The following is a 24,271-nucleotide window of genomic DNA, read 5'->3' as shown; positions in this document are numbered from 1 at the left end:
GATGACCACGCTACTGCCCGGCATCGTCGCCGAGCGCATCGAGACCGAACGCCTGCACGTCAACGTCCTGAGCGTCGAGTCGCGTACCGACGGGGCCCCGGTGCTGTTCGTGCACGGCAACGTGTCGTCCAGCCTGTTCTGGCAGGACACGATGCTCGCGCTGCCGGCCGGGCTGCGACCGCTGGCGATGGATCTGCGCGGGTTCGGCGACACCGATCCCGCGCCGGTCGACGCCACCCGCGGCCTGTCGGACTACGCCGACGACCTCGCCGCGCTGGTCGACGCGCTCGATCTGGCGCCGGTGCACCTGGTCGGCTGGAGCATGGGCGGCGGGGTGGTCCTGCGCCACCTGCTCGACGCGCCGGACCGCATCGCGTCGCTGACCCTGGTCGACCCCGTCTCCCCGTACGGGTTCGGCGGCACCCGCGGCACCAACGGGGAGTTGCTCGACCCGGGCGGGGCGGGCGCCGGCGGCGGGGCGGCGAACCCGGAGTTCGTCCGGCGCCTCGCCGAGGGCGACACCGGTTCGGGCTCGCCGCTGTCGCCCCGCGAGGTGCTGCTCGCCCAGTACGTCAAGCCGCCGTTCGTACCGCCGCACCTGGACATGCTCGTCGAGTCGATGCTGTCCACCCGCACCGGCGACGACCACTACCCCGGCGATTCCGCCCCGACCGACACCTGGCCCGGGATCCGGCCGGGCCAGCGCGGCGTGCTGAACACCATGGCGCCCAACCACTTCCGCATCGACGACCTGTCGTCGGTGCAGCCGAAGCCGCCGATCCTGTGGCTGCACGGCGCCGACGACGTGATCGTCTCGGACACCTCGCTGCACGATCTCGCCCATCTCGGCCAGCTCGGCGCGGTCCCCGGCTGGCCCGGCGCGGACGTCGCCCCGGCGCAGCCGATGGTGGCGCAGACCCGCGCCGTGCTCGACACGTACGGCAACTACCGGGAGGTCGTGATCCCCGACGCCGGGCACGGTCCGCACCTCGACCAGCCCGACGCCTTCCGTGCCGCCCTGCTCCCCCACCTGGGCGTTCCCTCCTGATCGGCTCGGCCGGGTGCCCGCCCCCTCGGGCACCCGGCCACGGCCCGATCCCGGCTGCCCGCGGCGCAGTCGAACGGACCCGGGCGGGCGTTCTGAGATAGAAATTTTTCTCAGGGTATTGAGGCTCGCGCCACTTTGTGAGAATAATTTCGAGCATGTCGGAGGCTGACGTGCTCGTCGAACTGCGCCGGGTCGCGCCCGAACTGCCCGCCGCGCTGCGGCGAGTCAGCGACGAGATCCTCGCCGACCCGGCCGGCAGCGCCCGTGGCACCATCGTCGACCTGGCCGAGCGCTGCGGTACCTCGGCGTCGGCGGTGACGCGGCTCGCCCGGCGCCTGGGCTTCGCCGGCTTCCCGGCGCTGCGGGTCGCGGTCGCCGCGTCCGCGTCGGTCGGCGGCGCCTGGGACGAACGGGTCCGCCGCGAGTTCACCAGCGACACCACGCTCGCCGAGGTGGCCGAGGGGCTGGCGGTCGCGCAGTCCCGGTCGGTACGGGAAACCGTGGCCGCGCTCGACCTGACCGCGCTGGACGCGGCGGCGACCGCGATCGCACGCGCCGGCCGGGTCGACGTGTTCGGCGTGGCCGGCAGCGCCATCATGGCCGCCGAACTGCGGATGCGACTGCACGGCATCGGCGTACCGGCGTGCGTGAGCGCCGACGTGCACGAGGGGCTCACCGCGGCCGCGTTGCAGTCGGCCGGCGACGTCACCGTCGGCGTGTCCCACCGGGGCAACACCCGGGAGACGCTCGATGTGCTGCGCCGGGCCCGCACTGGCGGCGCCAGCACCGTCGCGATCACCGGGTACCCACAGGCGCCGATCGGCGCGATCAGCGACCACGTCCTGACCACCGTGTCGCAACAGACCACGTTCCGGGACGGCCCGCTGGCCGCCCGGCACTCCGAACTGACCGTCGTCGAGCTGCTGTACGTCGCGGTCGCGCAACGGACCTACGACCGGTCCGTGCACGCCATGCACGCCACCGCCGAGGCGGTCCGAACGCACCTGGAGGGCGCATGACATCACCGAGAGCCGGGCTGCGCCGCCGCGCCGTCCTGGCCGGGGGCGTGGCCGCGGCCGGGCTGGCCGCGACGGCGCGGTCCGAGGTGGCCCACGCGGCCCCGCCTCCCGCCGTACCGGCCGGCGGCCCGGCGGTCAGCCCCGCCGATCTGCCGCTGACCGGCGGCAGCCAGTTCCCGATCGGCGTGTTCTGGCCGCCACCGCCGACCTTCACCACGCCGGAGCGCTACGCCGAGATCGCCGACGCCGGCTTCACCTTCCTGCTCAACGGCAACTACCTCTGGGACGCCACCGGCATCACCTACGCGCTGCGGCTCGCCGAGCAGGCCGGGCTCAAGATGCTGGTGACCGGCGACCCGCTCGAGGTCGTCACCGCCGGCAACTTCTGGATCGCCGGCGATCCGAGCGGCAACCGGCCACAGCTGTCGGTCGACGACGCGACCGTGGTGCTGCGCGCGGTGCTCAACACCTACCGGAAGTACCCGGCCTTCGCCGGCCTGGACCTGGTGGACGACCCGGCCGCGAACCGGTTCACCACCCTCGCCGCGCTGGTCGGGATCGTGCGTCGGCTCGCGCCGACCGTACTGCCCTACATCAACTTCCGCCGGCTCGGCCAACCGTGGGGTGCGTGGGGCACCCCCGGCATGGACGCGGCGACCTACACCACCTACGTGCAGCAGGCCGTCGACACGATCGGCCCCTCGGTGCTCAGCTACGACCGGTACCCGTTGAACGCCAACGGCACCGACGATCCGCTGTACTTCCAGAACTGGGCGATCGTGCGCGAGGCCGGGCTCAGGGCCAACCTGCCGACCTGGATCTACCTGCAGTCGGTGCAGTACGCCGGGCACCGGTTGCCGACCGCCGCGGAACTGGCCTGGCAGGCCAACGTCTCGCTCGCCTACGGCGCCAAGGGCGTCCAGTACTTCACCTACTGGACGCCGGATCCCAGTCGTGGCAGCGGTTTCGTCCCGGCGCAGGCGCTGATCACCGTGGCCGGACAACGCACCGACCTGTACGACGCGGCGAAGGCGTTCAACACCGGCTGGTTGCAGCCGGCCGGCAGCCAACTCAAGCCGCTGGTGTCGGAGTCGGTGGTGCACGCCAACGACACGCCGCTGCCGGCCGGTGCCACCGCCTTCACCCCCGACGACCTGCTGCGCCGGGCCAGCGGGGATGCCGTGGTGCTGGGCCGGTTCCGTCCCACCGACCCCGCGGACCGCACCCGGTGGCTGCTGGTCGCGAACCGGTCGCCGCGCGCCGCGGCCACGGCCCGGCTGGACCTGCACGCCGAGCGCGTCGCGCGGGTCGGCGCGTTCGACCCGGGCACGGGATCGTATGTGCCGCAGCCGAACCCGGCGATCGTCAACGTCACGCTGCGGCCCGGCGCCGCGGCTCTCTACCGGCTCGATCCACGCTGAGCGCGCAGTCCGGGGCCGCCGGGCCGCGCTGGTACCGGAACCTTGCGGTGTCGCCCCGACACCGCAAGGTTTCTCACCCCGCCCGCCCGGCGCACTCGCTCCGGCTCGGCCACCCCGCGGGCTCAGCGCGGCGGCGTGCCGCCCGGCGACTCGGCTGGCGTACCGACGATCGAGCGGTGCAGCGCGACCGGGTCGGCGATGCCGGGCAGCGCGGCCGCGGCGAGCCAGGCGGCGCCGGCCGCGCCACTTCCGGCGGTCAACACCCGCGGCGCCGGCTGGTGCGGCTGCGGCGACCAGGTGGCAAGGCGCCGGCGCAACTCGGCGCCGACCGGGGTGGCCGGGCCGATCACGCTGCCGGACAGCACCAGCGGGCCGCCCCCGTACGCCGCCGTGGCCAGCGTGAACAGGTGCCGGCCGGCGCGCGCCACGATGTCTCGCGCGACCGGGTCGCCGGCCTCGGCGGCGGTACTGACCAGCGACGCCAGCCGGGCGAGCCGGAGCGGGTGGGCGTGGTCGATCGCGGTGACGGTGCGTTCGGTCTCGCTGCCCGGGTTCGCCGGGTCGAGCGGCAGCTCGGCGGCGACCAGGTCGGTGAGGATGCCGGGATCCTGCAGGCCGTCGGTGACCAGCAGCCGGGCCCGGACCGCCTCGCGGCCGAGCCAGAACCCGGCACCCTCGTCGCCGAGCAGCCAGCCGTACCCGGCGAACGCGCGGGCGAGCCGGTGACCGGTGATGCGGCCGGCCGAGGTACCGGTGCCGGCGATCAGCAGCGTGCCGTCGGGCTCCGCGGTGCCCGCGGCGTAGGCGACCTCGACGTCGCTGACGACCTGCATCGGGCAGCGCAGGCCCAGCTCGTGCCAGGCGCGGCGGAACGTGTCGCCGACGGCGGGGACGGTGAGCACGTTGCCGCCGGCGACGCCGAGCACGCCCAGGCCCACCGCGGCGGGGTCGTGGTCGCCCAGCGCCGCGCGCACCGCCTCGCGCAACGCACCGGCCGCGTGCTCGGGTGCGTGCGCGAACGGGTTGCCGGGGCCGGCCGCCCCGGTGCCGAGCACGGCACCCGTCTCGGCGGCGAGCACCGCGCGGGTCGCGGTGCCGCCCATGTCCAGGCCGAGGGCCAGCCGCATCGGTGCTCCCGGGTCGAGCGGGTACGACAATCGTGCATGATACGTGTGGTGACTGACGAGAGTTGATCGAAGTACGGCACATTCGCGCCCTGGTCGTCACCGATGCGCGTTGTGTGCCGAGACGGCCGACCGGTACGGCGTCGCCGGCGCGGTGCCGGCGGCGCGAGCGAGAGTAAGGGTGAGGACCGAATGACGGTGGATGGTGCGGCCTACGCGGCTGCCGCCCGCACGGTGCTGGACCGGGTGATCGCCAGCCAGGCCGACGGCGTGGCGCAGGCGGCGGACCTGATCGCGGCGAGCCTGCGCGACGGCGGGGTGATCCAGGCGTTCGGCAGCGGACACTCCGAGGCGCTGGCGATGGAGATCGCCGGCCGGGCCGGCGGGCTGGTGCCGACCAACAAGCTGGCGCTGCGCGACGTGGTCGTGTTCGGTGGCGAACCGCCGGCGCTGTTGTCCGACCCGCTGCTGGAGCGCGACCCGACCATCGCCCACCGGGTCCTGGAACTGGCGAACATCCAGCCCAGCGACGTGTTCGTGATCGCCTCCAGCTCAGGCATCAACGGTTCCACGGTGGAACTCGCCCGTACCGTCAAGCAGCGCGGGCACCAGCTGATCGCGATCACCTCGCTGGACCACACGGCGAAGGCCGAGCCGCGGCACCCGTCCGGGCAGCGGCTGTCGGACGTGGCCGACGTGGTGCTCGACAACGGCGCCCCGTTCGGCGACGCGGTACTGCCGCTGCCCGGTGGCGGCGCGGTCGGGGCCGTGTCCTCGCTGACCGCGGCGATGCTGGCCCAGCTGATCACCACCGAGGTGGTGCGCCGCCTGCTCGACGCCGGCGAGACGCCGCCGATCTACCTGTCTGCGAACGTGCCCGGCGGCGACGAGCACAACCGGGCGCTGGAGGAGCGCTACGCCGGCCGGATCCGCCGCACCGCCTGAGCGACACGTCCACGGCCTCTGCCGGACACTGAACGGTATGAAGAAGATCCTGCTGATCATCCTGTGCTTCTTCCTGCCGTTCCTCGCGGTGCTGTTCCACGAGGGCCTCACCAGGCGGGTGCTGTGGGCGATCCTGTTCCAGCTCATCGGCCACATCCCGGGCGTCATCTACGGCATCTACGTCGTCACCTCGGAGCCGCGTGGCCGGCGCTGACCGGTATCCGGGCGCACCGCCCGGTCACCGACCTGCCGTACCTCGACGTCTGGCGTGATGATCACAGTGCGGCACGGTAATAGACTCCGGAGTCCTCGGCGCGGATGAGGAGTGCAGCGGTGCGGACGGACCCCACGGTGGACGTTGCCGGCGAGTTGCGGGCCATGACGCGGCAGGTCGAGGCGGTCGACGGCATCGAACGGATCCTCGACCGGCTCGGCCGGCGGCTGGACAGCATCGCGGTACTGGTCGCGCCGTCCGGGACGACCGTGCCGGGTGACCGGCCGGTCCCGGCGGCGCTCGCCGCCGACCTGCGCGCGGTGCGTACCGGCAGGGCCGGGGCGATCGCCGCCGACCTCGACGGCCGCCCGGTCTGCCTGGTCGCGCTCACCGGCCCGGCACCGCGCCCGGCCCTGGTCGTTCGCCGCGACACCGGGCGCGACTTCTCGCCGGACGAGCGGGCGCTGCTGGCCGATGCGAGCGTCCCGCTCGGCCTCGCCTGGCGGGAACGGCAGCTACGGGCCCGAGCGGCCCAGCTCGATCGGGTCGAGGCACGCAACCGCGAGGTCGTGCTGCACCAGCTGCAGGCCGGCCACATCGCGGACGCGCGCCACGCCGCGGCCGTGCTGGGGCCGGACCTGCCGGACCGGGTGCGCATCCACATCGTGGAGTCCGCGGACCCGCGGGTGACCGAGACGCTGAGTTGGTGCCGGGAGACCGCGCAGCGCTGGGCCTGGGTGGTGCGCTGTCCGGTCCACCGCCGCCACGTCGTGGTCATCGCGCATGCCGACGCCGACGCGCTGACCAACTCGTTGCGAGCCCGAGCCGTCGAGGAGGCCGCGTTCCACCTGGGCAGCAGCGAGGAGTTGGCGCTTCGCGACTGCGTCACCGGTTACACCCACGCGTTTCACGCGCTCTCGGTCGCCCGGCACCGACCCGAACGCCACGCCACCTTCCGCGGACACGGCGAACTGTCCGCCCTGCTCGCCGAGCTGGGCTCTGGCTGGGCGGCCCGCACGCTCGCCCCGCTGCTGTCGTACCGCTCCGCGCGGCCGCAGGATCCCGACGCCGGCGAGCTGGTGCACACCCTGGCCTCCTGGCTGACCTTTCACGGTCTCGCCACCCGCCAGTTGAAGGTGCATCGCAACACGCTGGCCGCCCGGCTACGGCTGATCGGATCGCTGCTGGACGCCGAGCTGGCCGAGGTGGCGACCCAGGCGCGGTTGCAGCTCGCGCTGCAGGTGGTCGGCACGCCGGGTGGTTCCGGCGCACCGCTGGAGCAGCTGCTGACCCGCCCCGAGGTACGTGATTGGGCGGCGCAGCAACGCGCACCGCTGCGTGGCGCCGATCCCCGGCTGGTCGACACCCTGCGCGCCTGGCTGGACAACCGGGCGCAGATCGGTGCGACCGCAACGGCTCTCGGCGTCTCGCCCTCCGGGGTACGCAAGCGGCTGGGCCGGGTCGAGCAGCTCGTCCAACGCTCGCTGCTCGACTCGCCGTCCGCCCGGTACGACCTGTGCCTGGCATTCGGCCTCACCGACCGGTGATGCGGCGACGGTTCACCGCAGACCGTGGTACTGCCCGGAGAACACCGGCGGCTTCGGCGGCTCGGCGTGCATCCGGGCCACCCGCTTCCTGATCACCGCGACGTAGCGGATCGTGAACACCATCGGTACGACGAAGTGGCCGACCTGGACGCCGATGACCAGCCCGCGGCCGGCACCGGCGGCGGCGCAGGCCGCGAGCAGCACGGCGCCGGCGGTGAAGCAGATCGCCCACACCGCCGTGATGATGACGTTGGTACGGACGAACAGCGGCTGACGCCAGACCTCCGGCGGCTCCTTCAGCTTCGCGATGCCCAGGGTGAACGGGTTGCGGATGAGCAGCGAGAACCAGGCGATGAGCCCCACCCACAGCGCCGACACCGCCGGCAGGTACGGATGCAGGGCGGTGCCGGGGTCGGCGAGCGCGAGGGTCGTCCCGGCGGCGAAGAACATCATCGATCCGATCTCGATGATCATCGCCGCGGCCGGCCGGCGTCGTGCCACCGCCGCGACGAAGATCGCCACCGAGATCGCCAGTGCGGCGAGCATCGACCACTGCCACCACACCGCGGGGATCACCGCGTAGAGGATCCAGGGTGAAAAGGCGATGGCGTACAACACGGGGACTCCCGGAGTGAAGAGCTTGTCGGACCTTGCAGCTGGATCCTGCTGCCGGCCGCCCGCCGGGACCAGTGCCGTCTCGCCCAGCGACGTCCACGTCCGCTGCGTGAACGGGCACGAGCACACCGGCGGCCGGGCGGGGACGATCGGGTACGGAACGGGTCGCGAACGGTGGGCGCGGCGCGGCCGGGACGCGCATAGTGGGGTGATGGGATCGGCGTTCCCGGTGCCGGAGTCTCCCGCCGCGCTCGCGGCGGCGCTGGCACGTACCGGTTACCTGGCCGACGACGGGCTCGCCACCGCCGGCTACCTGGCGATCCGGCTGGGCCGGCCGGTGTTCCTGGAGGGCGACGCCGGCGTCGGCAAGACCTCGTTCGCCACCGCGCTGGCCGAGGCGACCGGCGCGACCCCCATCCGGCTGCAGTGCTACGAGGGGCTGTCGGCCGCGCAGGCGCTGTACGACTGGGACTTCCCCCGCCAGCTGCTGCACCTGCAGGCGGTCCGGGCGGCCGGCCAGGACGCCGATCCGACGGCGCTGGAAGCCGAACTGTACGACCGGCGGTTCCTGCTGGCCCGCCCGCTGCTGGCGGCGCTGACCACCAGCCCGTGCGTGCTGCTGGTCGACGAGATCGACCGCGCCGACGACGAGTTCGAGGCGTACCTGCTGGAGGTGCTCGCCGACGCCGCGGTCACGGTGCCCGAACTCGGCCGCATCGTCGCCGAGCACCCGCCGGTCACGGTGCTGACCTCCAACCGCACCCGCGAGGTGCACGACGCGCTCAAGCGACGCTGCCTGTACCACTGGCTCGACCACCCCGACCTCGACCGGGAGATCGCGATCGTCCGGTCCCGGCTGCCCGAGGTCAGCGCCCGGCTGGCCGAGCAGGTGGCCGCCGCGACCGCCCGGATGCGCACGCTGGAGCTGCTCAAGCCGCCCGGCGTGGCGGAGGCGATCGACTGGGCCGCCGCCCTCGACACGCTCGGCGCGACCGAGCTGACCGCGGAGCTGGCGTCGGCGACGCTCGGCGCGGTGCTCAAGTACCGCGAGGACACCGAACGGGTGCGGGCCGCCGCGATCCTCGACCCCGGGACCGATCCGTGACCGGCGCGGACGGGACGGCGGTGCTGGTCGGGTTCGCGCGGGCGGCGCGGGAGGCGGGGGTGCCGGCCGAGGCGCAGCGCACCCAGGCCATGCTGGCCGCCGCCGACGCGCTCGGCCCGGCCGACCCGGCCGCGCTGTACTGGGCGGGGCGGCTGACCCTGTGCGCCGAGCCGGACGACCTGCCCCGCTACGACGCCGCGTTCGCCCGCTACTTCGGCGCCGCGGCGGCACCGCGGCGGGCCCGCACCCGCACCGGCCCGCCCCGCCGACCGTCCGTGGGCTTCGGCGCCGACGAGGCGGGCACCGACGCCGAGCCCACCGCCACCCTGACCGTACGGGTCTCGGCCAGCGCGGCGGAGACCCTGCGGCACCGCGACGTGGCCGCACTGACCGACACCGAACGCGCCGAGGTACGCCGGCTGATCGCGCTGCTGGCACCGGCGACCGCGCCGCGCCCGTCCCGCCGGTACCGGCCGGCGCCGCGGGGCGAGCTGGACCCGGCCGGCACGGTACGCGAGATGCTCCGTGCCGGCGGCGAACCGGTGCGGCTGGCCCGCCGTACCCGCCGGGTGCGCTCGCGCCGGCTGGTGCTGCTGATCGACGTGTCCGGTTCGATGGCCCCGTACTCCGACGCCCTGCTGCGGTTCGCGCACGCCGCGGTGCGCCGCCGGCCGACCCGGACCGAGGTGTTCACCGTCGGCACCCGGCTGACCCGCGTCACCCCGGCGCTGCGGGCCCGCGATCCGGACGTGGCGCTCACCCACGCGGGCCGGGCGATCCCGGACTGGCGCGGCGGTACCCGGCTGGGCGAGACGCTGCGCGCCTTCCTCGACCGGTGGGGCCAGCGCGGTACCGCCCGGCAGGCGGTCGTGGTGCTCGCCAGCGACGGCTGGGAGCGCGGCGACCCGGCGCTGCTCGGCGAGCAGCTGGCTCGGCTGTCCCGGCTGGCCTACCGGGTGGTGTGGGTCAACCCGCACGCCGGCCGGGTCGGGTACCAGCCGCTGACCGGCGGGATGGTCGCGGCGCTGCCGCACCTGGACGCGTTCGTGGCCGGGCACAGCCTGGCCGCGCTGACCGAGCTGGTCGGGGTGATCGGCGATGGATGACGTGCTCGCCGCGCTGCACGCGCGGTGGGCGGCTGGTGAGCCGGCCGGACTGGCCACCGTGGTCGCGACCTGGCACAGCGCGCCGCGCCAGCCCGGTGCGGCGATGCTCGTCGCCGCGGACGGTACGGTCACCGGCTCGGTGTCGGGTGGCTGCGTGGAGGGCGACCTGTACGAGGTGGCCGGCGAGGTCCGCGACACCGGCCGCGCGGTGCTGCGCCGGTACGGCGTCTCCGACGACGACGCGTTCGCCGTCGGCCTGACCTGCGGCGGCATTCTCGACATCTACGTCGAACGGGTCGATCGGCCCGCGTTCCCGGCACTGTCGGAGGTGACCGCCGCGATCGCCGACGGCCGGCCGGTCGCGGTCGCCACCGTCGTCGCGGACCGCTGCGCCGGTGCCGCCCTGCCGGACGACAGCCCCGGCGCGGCCACCGCGGTGGCCGCCGGCCTGGTCGGCCGCCGCCTGATCGTCTGGCCCGACCCCACCCCGGCGTCCGGCGAGCCGGCCGGCGGCAGCGCCCCGGTGGCGGACACCACGGCGGCCGTGGCCGGGGCCGGCTCCGTACGGGCGGATGCCGGGGGGCGGCTCGGCACGCTCGGGTCGGCGCGGCTGGACGACGCGGTGACCGACGACGCCCGGGGGCTGCTGGCCGCCGGGCACACCGGGACGCTGACCTACGGCCACGACGGGCAGCGACGCGGCGACGATCTGACCGTGTTCGTCGCGAGCCACGCGCCCCGACCCCGGATGATCGTTTTCGGCGCGATCGACTTCGCGGCGGCCGTGGCGCGTGCCGGTTCCTTCCTCGGCTACCGCGTGACGGTCTGCGACGCGCGCCCGGTGTTCGCCACCCGCGCCCGGTTCCCGCAGGCGGACGAGGTCGTGGTGGAGTGGCCGCACCGCTACCTCGCGGCCGAGGCGGCGGCCGGCCGGCTGGACGCCCGCACGGTGGTGTGCGTGCTGACCCACGACCCGAAGTTCGACGTCCCGGTACTCACCGAGGCGTTACGGCTGCCGCTGGCCTACGTCGGGGCGATGGGGTCCCGGCGCACCCACGACGACCGGCTCGCCCGGCTGCGCGAGGCGGGCCTGACCGACGTCGAGCTGGCCCGGCTCGCCTCCCCGATCGGCCTGGACATCGGCGCCCGTACGCCGGAGGAGACCGCGGTCAGCGTCGCCGCGGAGATCGTCTCCCGCCGCTGGCACGGCACCGGTTCCCCCCTCTCCGCCACCACCGGCCGCATCCACCACTGACGAAGCCGGGTCACTCGGTTGCGATGACTCGCCCACTGACCCGGCTGGCATCCCCAGGCGCGAACGATGCAGGCCAAACGGCTGGCCTGAATGGCCGGCCCTTGGCCTGCACCCAACTGAAAGAAGCTGTTAGTCAAGCGTCACAAGCTCGCCGTCTGGGAACTCGGCAATGACCTTCACACGCCCACCGAGCGCCCGAATGTATGCCTCAACGGTGCCGAGTTCGGTCCGGCTGAGTTCGCCGTTCTCCACTGCAGACACGCGCCGCTGCGTGACGCGCATCGACTCTGCGATGTCTTCCTGCCGAAGGCCGTGCGCTTTGCGAAGCTCGGACAGACGATACGCGAGTTGCTCAGCACGATACTGCTCAAAGTGCTGGGCGACCCGCTGCGGGTCGATCTGGCCAGTATCAACAGCCTGCTTACGGATATCACGCCAATTACGTGCCATCGCTCATCACCTCTCCTCGTCGTATCCGCCGACTTCCCATTTCGCGAACCTCTGTTCTGCAATGGGGATGTTTTCGTCGTACCACTTCTGCCACTGCCCCGCCTTGTCACCTGCGACGAGCAGGATCGCTTGTCGCCTGGTGTCGAAACAGAACAGGATCCGGATGGATCCGGGTCGCAGTTCTTTCAGGTTCGGTAGCGTGGATCCCGTTATCGTGTCCGCAGTCGGTCTCCCTAACATCGGGCCATGTTCTGCCAGTTGATCGATGGCGCCTGCGACACGTTCAGCGTCATCTTTGGGCAACTTGACGAACCAGTCGTCAACTTCGTCCACGAGGATCACTCCCACACCACGTGGCAAGTGTAGAACGTGTACGTTCTGCGGGCATCCTCCTGAAGGAGGAGGCCGCCGGCGGCGTCGGAGGTTCACGATGCGGTCTCCCCATGCCCACGGTTTGCGGATGGCCTACGGCCCAGCCAGCCCGGTGATCCCGCGCCGGCACCGCTGGGGAGCACTCGAAGCCACCACCAGGGGTACTCGCCTGGGTAACGCTGGCCGTCGCTCAGCGGCTGGCTGTTCGGTTCACCAGTCACTGGTCACTGGCGCGGGCAAGAGGACCGGGCGTCTGCCGCCAATGCGCAGCACGCTGCGTCAGCCGCTCGTTCGTCGGAACATGCATTCTGGTCGCGCCGCTCAGGCAGCAGCCGCCCTACTCCATGCCACAAGGAACATCCCGTGGTGTGCGACCGCTGTTCGGGCCGACCTTGCGCGATCGGGCGCTACGCGATCAACTGGATACGTACCGTCTGGAGGTAACCCCGACCGGCGCGGTGCGGGGTGCGATGAGGTCCGGTCAGGGCCTCGAGGCCGGCCGGCTCCGGCGGACGGCGACCGGAGCTGACCCGAAGTCGGGAGGGCCGATGACCCGGATCAGCGTGAGCGTCGACGGTACCGAAGCCGTCGACGAGATCGAACCGAGAACGCTGCTGGTGCAGTACCTGCGAGAGCAGCGAGGCCGCACCGGTACCCCGGTCGGCTGCGACACGAGCAACTGCGGCGCGTGCACCGTGCTGGTCGACGGCCGGGCGGTCAAGAGCTGCGCGCTGCTCGCGGTGCAGGCCGACGGCGCCGAGGTGACCACCATCCAGGGGCTCGCCAACGGCGAGCTGCACCCGATGCAGAAGGCGTTCCACGAGCACCACGCCCTGCAGTGCGGCTACTGCACGCCCGGCATGATCATGGCCGCCGTCGACCTGGTCGGCGAGGTCGCCGACCCGAGCGAGCAGCAGGTGCGCGAGGGGCTGGAAGGCAACCTCTGCCGGTGCACCGGGTACCAGAACATCGTGGCGGCGGTGCGGGACGCGGCGGCCGAGATGCGGGGTGCGTCATGAGCGAGCGGCAGCGAGCGAATCACGGGTACGGCCCGGCCGTGCCTCACGGCCGGCTGGGGCGAAGCGGAGGCCGGGCATGAGCACGACACAGGAGCAGGAGGTCGGCGCCGCCCGACGGCGCAAGGAGGACGCGCACCTGATCACCGGCCAGACGACCTGGACCGACAACATCCAGCTGCCCGGTACCGTGCACGCGGCGCTGCTGCGCAGCCCGATGGCGCACGCCCGGATCCGGGTCGACGTCTCGGCGGCCCGGGACGAGCCCGGCGTCGTCGCCGCCTACAGCGGCGCGGACCTGGCCGACGAGCTGGCCGGCCTGCCGTCCGCATGGCAGGTCACCCCGGACTGGGTGGCGCCCGAGCACAAGCCGCTGGCCGTCGACGAGGCCCGCTACGCGGGGGACGCGATCGCGGTGGTGGTCGCCGACACTCGGGCGCACGCGGTCGACGCGCTCGACGCCATCGAGGTCGACTACGAGCCGCTGCCGGTGGTACTCGACATGGAGCAGGCGATGGCCGACGGCTCGCCGCTGGTGCACACCGACGCCGGTACCAACGTGTGCTTCCGCTACGCCGACACGTTCGGCGACCTCGACGCGGCGTTCGCCGACGCCCCGGTACGCATCCGCCGCCGGTTCGTGCAGCAGCGGCTGGTGGCGTGCGCGATGGAGCCGCGGTCGGTGCTGGTGGCGCCGGTGCCGGCGGCCGGCGAGTACACCGTCTGGTCGTCGACGCAGATCCCGCACTTCGTCCGGCTGTTCCTGGCGATGCTCAGTGGGGTACCGGAGTCGCGGATCCGGGTGATCGCACCGGACGTCGGCGGCGGGTTCGGCTCGAAGCTGGACATCTACGCCGAGGAGCTGCTGGCGTTCACGCTGGCGAAGAAGCTGGGCCGGCCGGTGAAGTGGACCGAGACGCGCAGCGAGGCGTTCCAGGCGACCGTGCACGGCCGCGACCAGATCCAGGACCTGGAGCTCGCCGCCGACGCCGACGGCCGCATCCGCGGCCTGCGGGTCGACCTGCTCGCCGACATGGGTGCGTACCTGCAGCTGCTGACGCCGGCGATCCCGCTGCTGGGCCGGGCGATGTTCCCGGGCATCTACAAGATGGACGCGTACCGGTTCGGCTGCGTCGGCGTGTTCACCGACAAGACGCCGACCGACGCGTACCGGGGTGCCGGGCGGCCGGAGGCCACGTTCGCGATCGAGCGGATGCTCGACGAGCTGGCCGCCGAGCTGCATGTCGACCCGCTGGAGATGCGGCGGCGCAACTGGATCGGGCACGAGGAGTTCCCGTACACCCAGATCGCCGGGCTGACCTACGACTCGGGCAACTACGAGGCGGCGACGGCGCGGGCCACCGAGCTGTTCGACTACGACGGGCTGCGCGCCGAGCAGGCCCGCCGGCGCGAGGAGCACGACCCGGTGCAGCTGGGCATCGGGGTGTCCACCTACACCGAGATGTGCGGGCTCGCCCCGTCGCGCTGGCTCGGCGAGCGCGGCTACGCCGGCGGCGGCTGGGAGGCGGCCACGGTACGGGTGCTGCCGACCGGCAAGGTGGAGGCGGTGATCGGCACCAGCCCGCACGGGCAGGGCCACGTCACCACGTTCAGCCAGCTGGTCGCCGACACCCTGGGCGTACCGTTCGACGACGTCGAGGTGATCCACGGCGACACGGCGGCCGCGCCGGCCGGGCTCGACACGTACGGGTCGCGGTCGCTCGCGGTGGGCGGGGTCGCGGTGTGGCGGGCCGCGCAACGGGTGCTGGGCAAGGCGAAGACGCTCGCCGCGCACCTGCTGGAGGTGTCCGAGGACGACCTGGAGTTCTCCGGCGGCAACTTCGCGGTCCGCGGCACGCCCGGCGCGGCGAAGTCGATCCAGGAGGTCGCGTTCGCCGCGTTCGCCGCGCACTCGATGCCGGACGGGATGGAGCCGACCCTGTCGGCCGACTTCGTGCTGGAGCCGGACGACTTCTCCTTCCCGCACGGTACGCACCTGTGCGCGGTCGAGGTGGACACCGAGACCGGCCGGGTCGAGATCCGCAGCTACGTGGCGGTCGACGACGTCGGCAAGGTGGTCAACCCGATGATCGTCGAGGGCCAGGTGCACGGCGGGCTGGCGCAGGGCATCGCGCAGGCGCTGCACGAGGTCGCCCGGTACGACGCGGACGGCAACCTGACCACCGGCACGATGGTCGACTACACCCCGCCGACCGCGGCCGACCTGCCCTCGTTCGTGCTCGACCGCACCGAGACGCCGTCGACGACGAACCCGTTGGGGGTCAAGGGGGTCGGCGAGGCCGGCACGATCGCCTCCACCCCGGCGGTGGTCAACGCGGTGGTGGATGCGTTGCGGCCGTTCGGGGTGGTGGACGTACCGATGCCGTGCACGCCGGAGAACGTCTGGCGGGCGCTGCACGAGGCGCAGGGAGGTGCGGCATGATCCCGGTCGCGTTCGAGTACACCCGACCGTCCACAGTGGAGGACGCGGTGGCGGTGCTGGCCGCCGACCCGGACGCCAAGGTGCTCGCCGGCGGGCAGAGCCTGCTGCCGGTGCTGCGGCTGCGCCTGGCCGCGCCCAGCACCCTGGTCGACCTGCGCGACGTCGAGTCGCTGCACGGCGTCCGGGTCGCCGACGGCGAACTGGTCATCGGCGCGATGACCACGCACGCCGAGATCCTGCACGACCGGCGGGTCGCGGAGCACGCCCCGCTGATCGCCGCGGCCACCGCGACCGTCGGCGACCGGCAGGTGCGTCACCTGGGTACGTTCGGCGGTTCGCTGTCGCACGCCGACCCGGCCGGTGACCTGCCCGCGGTGGCGCTGGCGCTGTCGGCGACCATGGTCGCGGTCGGGCCGGGCGGCCGGCGGGAGATCCCCGCCGCCGACTTCTTCGTCGACTACCTGACCACCGCGCTGGCGCCGGACGAGATCCTCGCCGAGGTCCGCGTCCCGGACACCGCCGGGTGGGGCTACCGGTACGAGAAGTTCAGCCGGATGGCGCAGGCGTGGGCGGTCGTCGCCGTCGCCGCGCTGGTGCGCCGGGCCGACGGCGGTGTCGCCGACACCCGGGTCGCGCTGACCAGCATGGCCAGCCGGCCGGTGCGGGCGACCGCGGTCGAGCAGGCCCTCACCGGTACCGACGGGGACAGCGGCGCGATCACCGCCGCCGCCGGGCACGCCGACGAGGGCACCGAACCGCCGGACGACGTGAACGGCGCCGCCGACTACCGCGCCCACCTGGCCCGGGTGTTGACCCGCCGGGCCCTGACCGCCGCGGCCGGAGCGTGACGATGGAACTGACCAACACGTTCACCGTGCCGGCCCCGGTCGACGAGGCGTGGACCCGGCTGCTCGACCTGCCCGCGATCGCGCCGTGCCTGCCGGGCGCCACCCTGACCGGCGTCGACGGCGACGACTTCACCGGTACGGTCAAGGTCAAGCTGGGCCCGATCTCGTTGACGTACAAGGGGTCCGGGCACATCCGGGAGCGGGACGAGGCGGCGCACCGGGTGGTGGTGGAGGCATCCGGCCGGGAGACCCGGGGGCCGGGCACGGCCACCGCGACCATCACCGCCACGCTGGCGGCCGACGGCGACGGTACCCGCGTCGATGTGGCCACCGACCTGACCGTCACCGGCCGCCCGGCGCAGTTCGGCCGGGGCATGCTCGGCGACGTGAGCACCCGGCTGCTGGACCAGTTCGCGGACTGCCTCGGCAGGCAGTTGCGGCCGCCGGCGCCGCCGGAGGAGCCGGCGGCAACCGAGGCACCGGCCGGGACGCCGACCGCGGTCACCTCGCCGTCGCCCGAGACGACGACGGTGTCGGACGAGGCGACGCCGATCGACCTGCTCGAGGTCACCGGGGCGCAGGAACTGGTCCGCCGCGCCGCCGGCTACGCGCTGGCCTTCGCGGCCGGTGCGCTCGTCGCCACCGCCGTCTGCCGGCTGCGCCGCCGCGCCACCCGCTGACGCCGGTGCCGGCCCGGCCGCCCCGCGGCGACCGGGCCGGCACCGCGGAAGTCGGGCCGACCCGTACGCGTGCGCGCCGGCCGAACGCACCGACCGCGGCGGGGTTCCCGGGTTCCGCGGCTGGTGCCGACGGCGGACGGGCGCCTCGTCTGGTCAGGACAGGGCGACGAGGTCGCGGTAGCCGTCCTTCCAGAGGTCCTCCTCGGCGTCGGGGAGGAACAGCACCCGGTCGGGCCGCAACGCGTCGAGGGCACCCTCGTCGTGCGTGACCATCACGATCGCGCCGGGGTAGGAGCCGACGGCGGCCAGCACCTCGTCCCGGGAGGCGGGGTCGAGGTTGTTCGTCGGCTCGTCCAGCAACAGCACGTTGGCCCCGGAGTGGACCAGCCCCGCCAACGCCAGGCGGGTCTTCTCCCCGCCGGAGAGCACCCCGGCCGGCTTGTCCGCATCGTCGCCGGAGAACAGGAACGCGCCCAGTACCTGCCGGGCCTCGCCGTCGGTGAGGTGCGGCGCGGCGTCCGCAAGGTTCTGCCGGACGGTACGGGCCGGGTCGAGGGTGTCGTGCTCCTGCGCGAAGTAGCCCACGCGAAGCCCGTGCCCGGCGACCACCCGTCCGGAGTCCGGCCGGTCCACGCCGGCGAGGATGCGCAGCAGGGTGGTCTTGCCGGCGCCGTTGAGGCCCAGGACCACCATCCGGCTTCCCCGGTCCACCGCGAGATCGACGCCGTCGAGGACCCGGTGGCCGTCGTACGACCTGCTCAGCGAGACCGCGCCCAGCGGCATCCGGCCGCACGGCGCCGGTTCGGGCAGCCGGATCCGCGCGGTTCTCTCCCGGCGCCGCGCCGGCTCCAGCGCGGCGAGCATGCGGTCGGCGCGGCGGCTCATGCTGCGCGCCGTCACCGCGGTCGCCGACCGCGCCTTCATCCGGTCCGCCTGGGCGTGCAGGGACGCCGCCTTGCGCTCGGTGTTGGCCCGTTCCCGCTCGCGGCGCCGCGCGGCCGACTCCCGCTGGGCCAGGTACGTCGACCAGTCGGTGTTGTGGATGTCGATCGCCGCCCGGGTGGCGTCGAGGTGGAAGACCCGGTTCACGGTCTGAGCCAGCAGGCCGTCGTCGTGGCTGATGATCATCAGGCCGCCCTCGTGTGCCTGCAGGAACGTGCGCAACCAGCCGACCGAGTCGACGTCCAGGTGGTTGGTCGGCTCGTCCAGCAGCAGCACCCGGTCACGCCCGCCGAACAGGATCCGGGCCAGTTCCACCCGGCGCCGCTGGCCACCGGACAGGTGACCGAGCGGCCGGGCCAGCGTCGCCTCGGGCAGTCCGAGCCCGGCGGCGATGCGGGCCGCCTCCGACTCGGCGGCGTACCCGCCGCCGGCCTGGAAGGCCGTCTCCGCCCGCGCGTACGCGGACATCGCCCGCGCGAGCGCACCCGCATGGTCACCGGCCTCGGCCATCGCGGCCTCGGCCGCGCGCAGCCGGCGTACCGCCTGGTCCAGGCCCCGGGCCGACAGGATCCGATCCGTCACCGTGACGGTCGGATCGGCGGCGCGGGAATCCTGGGCGAGATGGCCGATCTGACCGGTACGGGTCAGCGACCCGGAAGCGGGCCGGACGCGCCCGGCCAGCGCGTTCAGCAGGGTGGTCTTGCCGGCTCCGTTCCGGCCGACCAGGCCGATGCGGTCGCCGGGCGAAACGGTGAAGGAGAGGTCGGACAGCAGCAGGCGGGCACCCACCCGCAGCTCGATATCGCGAACGGTGATCATGTTGATACGCCTCGAAAAGGAGAAAGGACACACTTCTAGCCCGGAAGTGGGTCCTCACCTAGGAAACACGAGGCGTAGCCATGCGCCGATCGTAGCCGCCGACTCCCGCACCGGCACTCGAGTTCCGGTCCGGCCCGCACCAGCCGCCCGATCCGGCCGGATCGGGCGACCTCGTCTCACGGTCGGGCGCGGCAGCGAGCGCGTGCCTCGCCACGTACCCGTCAGCGGGCGAACATGGTGGCCCAGGCGCGGATGCGGTGCTCGACCACCGTCCCGTCGCGGACGAACGGATCACCGGCGACGAACCGCCGGCGGCCCGCCGGCTGCGGCACACCGCCATCGTGCGCAGGTGTACGGTCTTGGCCCACGTCAACGGTTTCCCGGCGCCGGGAAACCGTAGCTGGTCCAGTTGTCCAGGACGCGTTGCTGGATCTCGGTGGGCCAGCCGTTCTCGAAGCTGCCCTTGACCGGTCGCTTCCCGACCGGGTACAGGTCGGCGAGCAGGCAGTTGTAGATCACCTTGCCGGCCATGAACGTGCGGGACTCCTCCGCGGTCAGATACACGGCGAGCTGGTCGCTGACCGCCGGCGGGTAGTGGAACTCCCCGCGCTCGACGTCCGGGTGCGACCGGGTGGCGAACGCCCACACCACCTGCGCGAGGTCGGTGATGTCGACGTCGTCCTCGACCAGCAGGATCTTCGGCGCGTTGACCGACGGCTTGCCGTGGAAGATGACCGCGGCGATGCGCTCGGCCAGCTCGTGCGAGCCCAGCCCGGTGGTCTCGTGCCAGTCCTGTCGCACCGCAAGGGTCAGCCAGTGCACCGCGGCCTCGAAGTTGTACCAGGCCGACGAGATCGGCAGGCCGGCCTCGCGCAGCAGGTACAGGATCTCGGCGGCGGAGGTGGTGCCGATGATGGTGTGGTCCTCCTCCACCGGCGGCCCGGCCGCGACGACCGGCTGGATCGCGCCGTCCCGGTAAGTGATCGCCGAGACGTGGAACACCGCCTTGGGGGACGCCTCGATGGCGTTGTAGCCGGGAAACTCGTTGAACGGGCCCTCCATCGCGGTCTCGTCCGGCAGCGCAACGTGGCCCTCGACCACGATCTCGGCGGTGGCCGGGACCAGCAGGTCGACCGTCTCGGCCGGTACGACCTCGATGCCCTCGCCGAACAGCGCGCCGAGGAAGTGCGACTCGTCCGCGCCTTCGGGCAGCGGCATCCCGCCGACCCACGGCAGGCCCGGCTCGACCCCGATGGCCAGCGCGATCGGCATCGGCTCGCCGCGCTCGATCCACTGCTGCCGGATGATGCCCAGGTGCTGCGGTGCCGGGATCAGGCACGCCAAGGTGTTGCGATCGGAGATCATCATCCGGTTGATCGACCAGTTGGTCCACGACCCGTCCGGCGTCCTGACGATGTTCATCCCGTAGGTCTGAATGTAGCGGCCGCCGTCGTTGCCGTGCACCAGCGGCGTCGGGAACGCGTACAGGTCGACGTCCGCGCCGAGCATGACGTTCTGCTTGCAGGCCGCCTGCTCCCTCGGTACCCGCACGGGCGGGATCCCCGGCCTGCCCCGCGCCGCGACCAGCGTCTCGACGATCTGCTGACCGGTGGCCGACGCCGGCAACCCGAGCGCCAGCGCGATCCGGGCGAACGGGAAGCCGGACGCCGACAGCGCGCCGGGAGCGCCGAGCAGCCGGAACCCGGTGTCGCCGTACCCGGTCAGGTTGGTGAACAGCGGCGCGGGCGCCTGCAGGTCGTAGCAGCGGCGCAGCACCGCTCCGGCCTCCAGGTTCCAGTCGACCTCCTGCTCGATCTGCTGCAGGTCACCGATCCTCGCCAGTTCGTCGACGAACTCGCGCAGGCTCTTGAGGTGCTTCATCAGCGGCGTTCCTCTCTCACTCGCCCCAGCGAGGCAGGTCGGGGACCTCGATCCCCAGCAGGTCCAAGGCTCGTCCGGCGGTGTGCTCGACCATCTCGTCGACGCTGCGCGGACGCAAGTAGAACGCGGGTACCGGTGGCATCACGATCGCGCCGGACTCGGTGACGGCGGTCATCGCGCGAAGATGCCCCAGCGTCAGCGGGGTCTCGCGCACCATCAGCACCAGCCGCCGGCGCTCCTTGAGCGTCACGTCCGCGGCCCGGGTCAGCAGGTTGTCTCCGTTGCCGTACGCGACCGCCGACAGGGTCCGGATCGAACACGGCGCCACGATCATCCCCGCGGTACGAAACGAGCCGGAGGCGATCGCCGCACCGATCTGCGCGGGCCGGTGGCTGACGTCGGCCATCGCGGCCAGGTCGGCGGCGGACAGCCCGGTCTCGTAAGCCCGGGTCTGCTGACCGGCGGGAGTGACCACCAGGTGGGTCTCCACTCCCGCCTTGCGGGCCAGCTCCAGCACGCGCAGCCCGTACCCGATGCCGGTCGCCCCGCTGATCCCGACGATCAGGCGACGCTTGCCCATCCACCGTCTCCCGCCCTGCCACCGGCGGGCGCCGCCGCCTGGCGGAAGTAGTCGTCGAGATGTCGTTGCCCGGCAGGCGGGGCGAGCACGTCGTGGGTGAGCACGGTGAGCGGGAACTCGGCGGTGCCGTGTACCCGCAACGGCGTCACCCGCCGCAGCACGGCCAGGCTCGCGGTCAGCAGCCACGCCGGGATGCGGGTGATGCGCGGATCCGTGCCCAGCGCGGCGAACGCCTCCCGGGCGATCCGTTCGTGGCTGAGCACGTCGGGGCCGCCGAGCTCGACCTCCGTGACGTCGGTGGTGAGCGCGTCGACGGCCGCCGCGGCGACATCGGCACCGTCGATGGGATTGATCCGGAAACCGCCGTTGCCGAAGACGTACACACGGCCCTTGCGGGCCATGCCGAGATAGGTGTCGAAGTCGGCGAAGAAACCGTTCGGGAACAGGATCGTGTGGGCGATCCCGGAGTCACGCAGCCGCTGTTCGAACGCGCGCTTGGCGCGGACCAGCGGCAACTTCTCCAGGGCGGGCGCGCGCACCACCGAGCAGTAGACGAACTTGCCCAGGCCGGCCCGTACGGCCTCGGCCAGCAGGTTCCGGTTGGCCCCGTAGTCGACGTCCCAGCAGGTCCGGCCGCCACCCTTGCCGACCAGCCCGACGGTACTGACGATCGCGTCGACGCCGTCGCAGCAGCCGGCGAGCGCGGCCGGATCGGTGGCGTCGGCGGTGAACACCTCGTCGACCGCGTTCCGGATCGGCGCCAGCTTCGCCGGATCGCGGGCCAGCGCCCGGACGTGGTGCCCGTGCCCCTTCAGCTCCCGGACGACGTGGGAGCCCAGATAGCCGGTCGAACCGGCGACGAAGACCTTCACCGCTGCCTCTCCTTCGGATAGTGGGACGGGTTCGGCAGGATGCTGCCGACGTCGCCGAAGCCGAACCGCAACAGCGGTGCGGCGGCGTCGCGCAGGACGAGCCGGGTGAGCACGCGCTGGGCGCGTCGGCCGGCGCGGGTGGCCGGCACGAGCCCACGGGTGAAGCGGCGGGCGCGCCGCTGCCGCTCCGCGACGTACGGCCGGACCCGCGCCTGGTAGGCGGCGAACGCGTCGGTGTGCGCGCCCGGGTGCGCGGCCAGCGCGGCGGCGAGCAGGTACCCGCCGGCCATGGCCACCGAGGCGCCCTGCGCGGAGCTGAGCGTCAGCGCGCCGCAGGCGTCGCCGATCAGCACCACCCGGCCGCGGTGCCAGGCCGGCAGCTCGATCTGGGTGAGCTCGTCCAGGAACAGCTCGGCCGGGGCGTGCGCGAGCAGCTCCGGGGTGTGCCAGCCGGCACCGCGGTAGGCCGCCCGCAGCCGGGCCACGCGCTCGGTGCGCGGGATGCTGCCGTGCCGCTGGGAGCGATAGAGAAACAGCGCCACCGAGGTGCCGACCGTGTCGGTCGGGTACAGCACCGTCTGGCGGCCGGGCTCGGTGTAGTGGGCGCGCACGTCGGTGCATCCGGCGACGTCCGGCACCGGGTAGCAGGCCATGCTGAAGCCCAGCCGGCGGGCCCAGCGCGGCTCGGGTCCGAAGGCGAGCGCGCGGGTGTGCGAGTGCACGCCGTCGGCGCCGACCACCACGTCGAAGCGCTCCCGCGTGCCGTCGGCGAAGGCGACCAGTACGTCGTCGTCGTTCTGCCGCAGCGTGCCGATGCTCTGCCGATGGCGGATCTCGACGGTGTCCTCGACGGTGGTGGCGAGCACCTCCTCGAGGGTGCTGTGCATCAGCCCGAGGTAGGGGCCGCGCAGCATCTTCTCCGCCAACGGCCGGTCCAGCCGGGCGGTGATCCGGTCAGCGGCGTCGACCAGGGCGACGGAGTCGACCCGCAACTGCCGGGCGGCGAGCCGGTCGAGGATGCCCATCCGGCCGGCGACGTCGTACCCGCTGCCGGACAGGTCGATGCCGTAGCCACCCTGCGGGCCGGGCGCGGCGCGCTCGACGACGACGGGCGTGTGGCCCGCCGCGCGCAGCCAGTAGGCGCAGGTCAGGCCGGCGACCCCGGCGCCGGAGACGAGCACCCTCACGGCCGGTCCCCGAGCAGGTCGCCGAGCGCGGTCAGCGCCTCGTCGACGGGCAGGGCGGTGTCCAGCAGGCGGTGCAGCAGCAGCCCGTCCACCAGCGCCACGATCACGGTGGCCGCGCCGGCGCGCCGCTCCGGCGACCAGGAGGGATGCAACTCGGCGAGCCGGGCACCGATCCGTTCCCGGGCCCGGCGCAGCTCCTGCCGCAGCACCTCGCCCAGCACCGGATCGCGCAGCGAGCCGGCCATGACCTCCACCGCGAGCCGCATCCGCTGGCCGTCGGCGGTCGTGGCCGGCACCAGCGCGCGGACCGTGTCCAGCGCCGCGGCCGGGTCCGGCGCCTCCACCAGCACGTCGACGACCGAACCGACGATCTCGTCACCGGCCCTGCGGGCGATGGCCTCGTGCAGGCCGGGCAGGCCGCCGAAGTGGTAGTGGATCAACCCGACGTTGGTGCCGGCCCGCTCGGCCACCGCTCGGGTGGTCACCGCGGGCCAACCGCCCTCGGCCAGCAGGGTGAAGCCCGCCTCGATCAACTGATCGCGGCGCCGGCGGCCGCGGCCCGAAGTTGGTCGATTGACTAAGTTGGTCACTCGACCAAGTTAGCGCACTCGATCCGGCCTGCCAAGCCGTCGCCCCGACCAGCCGGGCACGACCCCGACGCGTACCGCGAGGTTTAACCGAGCTTTTCCACTCGGCCATGGTGTGAGCAACATGACATTGTTAGTGTCGTTTGGTCATATTTTGTCTGGCTTACCGCTGCACGCCGCGGCAGCCCAGCGGGC

Annotated in this window: 23 protein-coding genes; 13 read left to right on the top strand and 10 right to left on the bottom strand. The window is 73.2% G+C overall.

Annotated features, from left to right (window positions below; translation table 11 throughout):
• Position 1: 1 nt before the first annotated feature.
• From NUM_RS16655 to NUM_RS16645, 3 genes are all read left to right on the top strand, one after another.
• Complete coding sequence (locus NUM_RS16655; RefSeq protein ID WP_207125780.1) at positions 2–1,048, top strand: alpha/beta fold hydrolase; 1,047 nt, start codon at positions 2–4, stop codon at positions 1,046–1,048.
• A gap of 155 nt (positions 1,049–1,203) precedes the next feature.
• Positions 1,204–2,067 (top strand): MurR/RpiR family transcriptional regulator, encoded by an 864-nt coding sequence (locus NUM_RS16650; RefSeq protein ID WP_207125779.1) that lies wholly within the window; start codon positions 1,204–1,206, stop codon positions 2,065–2,067.
• Positions 2,064–3,488, top strand: a complete 1,425-nt coding sequence (locus tag NUM_RS16645; RefSeq protein ID WP_207125778.1) for a hypothetical protein — start codon at positions 2,064–2,066, stop codon at positions 3,486–3,488. Before NUM_RS16650 ends, NUM_RS16645 begins: the two co-directional genes overlap by 4 nt.
• A gap of 122 nt (positions 3,489–3,610) precedes the next feature.
• Here the strand turns inward: NUM_RS16645 and NUM_RS16640 are convergent, their stop codons facing one another.
• Entirely contained in the window at positions 3,611–4,645 is a 1,035-nt protein-coding gene (locus NUM_RS16640) for an N-acetylglucosamine kinase (RefSeq protein WP_207125777.1), read from the bottom strand.
• Between the two features lie 159 nt (positions 4,646–4,804).
• Here NUM_RS16640 and NUM_RS16635 point away from each other — a divergent pair, with 159 nt between their 5' ends.
• The 3 genes from NUM_RS16635 to NUM_RS16625 all read left to right on the top strand — a co-directional run bounded on the left by NUM_RS16635 (position 4,805) and on the right by NUM_RS16625 (position 7,318).
• Complete coding sequence (locus tag NUM_RS16635) at positions 4,805–5,557, top strand: sugar isomerase domain-containing protein (RefSeq protein ID WP_207125776.1); 753 nt, start codon at positions 4,805–4,807, stop codon at positions 5,555–5,557.
• 37 nt (positions 5,558–5,594) lie between these two features.
• Positions 5,595–5,771: a YqaE/Pmp3 family membrane protein gene (locus NUM_RS16630; RefSeq protein WP_207125775.1), complete on the top strand. Its 177-nt coding sequence runs from the start codon at positions 5,595–5,597 to the stop codon at positions 5,769–5,771.
• A gap of 119 nt (positions 5,772–5,890) precedes the next feature.
• Entirely contained in the window at positions 5,891–7,318 is a 1,428-nt protein-coding gene (locus NUM_RS16625; protein ID WP_207125774.1) for a helix-turn-helix domain-containing protein, read from the top strand.
• A 12-nt stretch (positions 7,319–7,330) separates the two neighbouring features.
• On the opposite strand, the gene NUM_RS16620 is transcribed toward NUM_RS16625, so the two are convergent.
• Positions 7,331–7,936 carry a hypothetical protein gene (locus NUM_RS16620; protein WP_207125773.1) on the bottom strand — a complete coding sequence of 202 codons (606 nt, stop codon included), beginning with the start codon at positions 7,934–7,936 and terminating at the stop codon, positions 7,331–7,333.
• A 208-nt stretch (positions 7,937–8,144) separates the two neighbouring features.
• Here NUM_RS16620 and NUM_RS16615 point away from each other — a divergent pair, with 208 nt between their 5' ends.
• From NUM_RS16615 to NUM_RS16605, 3 genes are read left to right on the top strand one after another with little or no spacing between them, the layout of a single operon-like run.
• A complete protein-coding gene (locus tag NUM_RS16615) occupies positions 8,145–9,038 on the top strand; it encodes an AAA family ATPase (protein ID WP_207125772.1) in 894 nt (297 codons plus the stop codon).
• A complete protein-coding gene (locus NUM_RS16610; protein ID WP_225918628.1) occupies positions 9,035–10,144 on the top strand; it encodes a vWA domain-containing protein in 1,110 nt (369 codons plus the stop codon). Before NUM_RS16615 ends, NUM_RS16610 begins: the two co-directional genes overlap by 4 nt.
• Complete coding sequence (locus NUM_RS16605) at positions 10,137–11,399, top strand: XdhC family protein (RefSeq protein WP_207125771.1); 1,263 nt, start codon at positions 10,137–10,139, stop codon at positions 11,397–11,399. Before NUM_RS16610 ends, NUM_RS16605 begins: the two co-directional genes overlap by 8 nt.
• A 129-nt stretch (positions 11,400–11,528) precedes the next feature.
• On the opposite strand, the gene NUM_RS16600 is transcribed toward NUM_RS16605, so the two are convergent.
• Both NUM_RS16600 and NUM_RS16595 read right to left on the bottom strand, forming a co-directional pair.
• Positions 11,529–11,849 (bottom strand): helix-turn-helix domain-containing protein, encoded by a 321-nt coding sequence (locus tag NUM_RS16600; protein WP_207125770.1) that lies wholly within the window; start codon positions 11,847–11,849, stop codon positions 11,529–11,531.
• 6 nt (positions 11,850–11,855) lie between these two features.
• Positions 11,856–12,191, bottom strand: coding sequence for a type II toxin-antitoxin system RelE/ParE family toxin (locus NUM_RS16595; protein ID WP_225918627.1), 336 nt, complete (start codon positions 12,189–12,191; stop codon positions 11,856–11,858).
• A 578-nt stretch (positions 12,192–12,769) separates the two neighbouring features.
• Between NUM_RS16595 and NUM_RS16590 the strand changes: the two genes are divergently transcribed.
• From NUM_RS16590 to NUM_RS16575, 4 genes are all read left to right on the top strand, one after another.
• Positions 12,770–13,240 carry a (2Fe-2S)-binding protein gene (locus tag NUM_RS16590; RefSeq protein ID WP_207125768.1) on the top strand — a complete coding sequence of 157 codons (471 nt, stop codon included), beginning with the start codon at positions 12,770–12,772 and terminating at the stop codon, positions 13,238–13,240.
• Between the two features lie 76 nt (positions 13,241–13,316).
• Positions 13,317–15,680, top strand: a complete 2,364-nt coding sequence (locus NUM_RS16585; RefSeq protein WP_207125767.1) for a xanthine dehydrogenase family protein molybdopterin-binding subunit — start codon at positions 13,317–13,319, stop codon at positions 15,678–15,680.
• Positions 15,677–16,528 carry an FAD binding domain-containing protein gene (locus NUM_RS16580; protein ID WP_207125766.1) on the top strand — a complete coding sequence of 284 codons (852 nt, stop codon included), beginning with the start codon at positions 15,677–15,679 and terminating at the stop codon, positions 16,526–16,528. The genes NUM_RS16585 and NUM_RS16580 overlap by 4 nt, the downstream gene beginning before the upstream one ends.
• Positions 16,529–16,530: 2 nt before the next feature.
• The gene (locus tag NUM_RS16575; protein ID WP_207125765.1) at positions 16,531–17,208 is read left to right on the top strand and encodes an SRPBCC family protein; all 678 of its coding nucleotides are present in this window, start codon (positions 16,531–16,533) and stop codon (positions 17,206–17,208) included.
• Positions 17,209–17,361: 153 nt separating this feature from the next.
• Here NUM_RS16575 and NUM_RS16570 read toward each other — a convergent pair whose 3' ends face one another.
• The 6 genes from NUM_RS16570 to NUM_RS16545 all read right to left on the bottom strand — a co-directional run bounded on the left by NUM_RS16570 (position 17,362) and on the right by NUM_RS16545 (position 24,079).
• Positions 17,362–18,969 carry an ABC-F family ATP-binding cassette domain-containing protein gene (locus NUM_RS16570; RefSeq protein WP_207125764.1) on the bottom strand — a complete coding sequence of 536 codons (1,608 nt, stop codon included), beginning with the start codon at positions 18,967–18,969 and terminating at the stop codon, positions 17,362–17,364.
• Between the two features lie 369 nt (positions 18,970–19,338).
• Entirely contained in the window at positions 19,339–20,850 is a 1,512-nt protein-coding gene (locus NUM_RS16565; RefSeq protein WP_207125763.1) for a UbiD family decarboxylase, read from the bottom strand.
• 16 nt (positions 20,851–20,866) lie between these two features.
• Positions 20,867–21,430 carry a UbiX family flavin prenyltransferase gene (locus tag NUM_RS16560; RefSeq protein WP_207125762.1) on the bottom strand — a complete coding sequence of 188 codons (564 nt, stop codon included), beginning with the start codon at positions 21,428–21,430 and terminating at the stop codon, positions 20,867–20,869.
• Positions 21,412–22,302, bottom strand: a complete 891-nt coding sequence (locus tag NUM_RS16555; RefSeq protein WP_207125761.1) for an SDR family oxidoreductase — start codon at positions 22,300–22,302, stop codon at positions 21,412–21,414. The genes NUM_RS16560 and NUM_RS16555 overlap by 19 nt, the downstream gene beginning before the upstream one ends.
• Complete coding sequence (locus tag NUM_RS16550) at positions 22,299–23,489, bottom strand: FAD-dependent monooxygenase (RefSeq protein ID WP_207125760.1); 1,191 nt, start codon at positions 23,487–23,489, stop codon at positions 22,299–22,301. The genes NUM_RS16555 and NUM_RS16550 overlap by 4 nt, the downstream gene beginning before the upstream one ends.
• A complete protein-coding gene (locus NUM_RS16545) occupies positions 23,486–24,079 on the bottom strand; it encodes a TetR/AcrR family transcriptional regulator (RefSeq protein WP_207125759.1) in 594 nt (197 codons plus the stop codon). The genes NUM_RS16550 and NUM_RS16545 overlap by 4 nt, the downstream gene beginning before the upstream one ends.
• Positions 24,080–24,271 lie beyond the last annotated feature (192 nt).

Origin of the sequence: Actinocatenispora comari, from assembly GCF_017312725.1 — a bacterium.
GTDB lineage: Bacteria > Actinomycetota > Actinomycetes > Mycobacteriales > Micromonosporaceae > Actinocatenispora > Actinocatenispora comari.
Note: the sequence above shows the minus strand (reverse complement) of the source record. Positions and strands in the feature narration are given on the sequence as shown.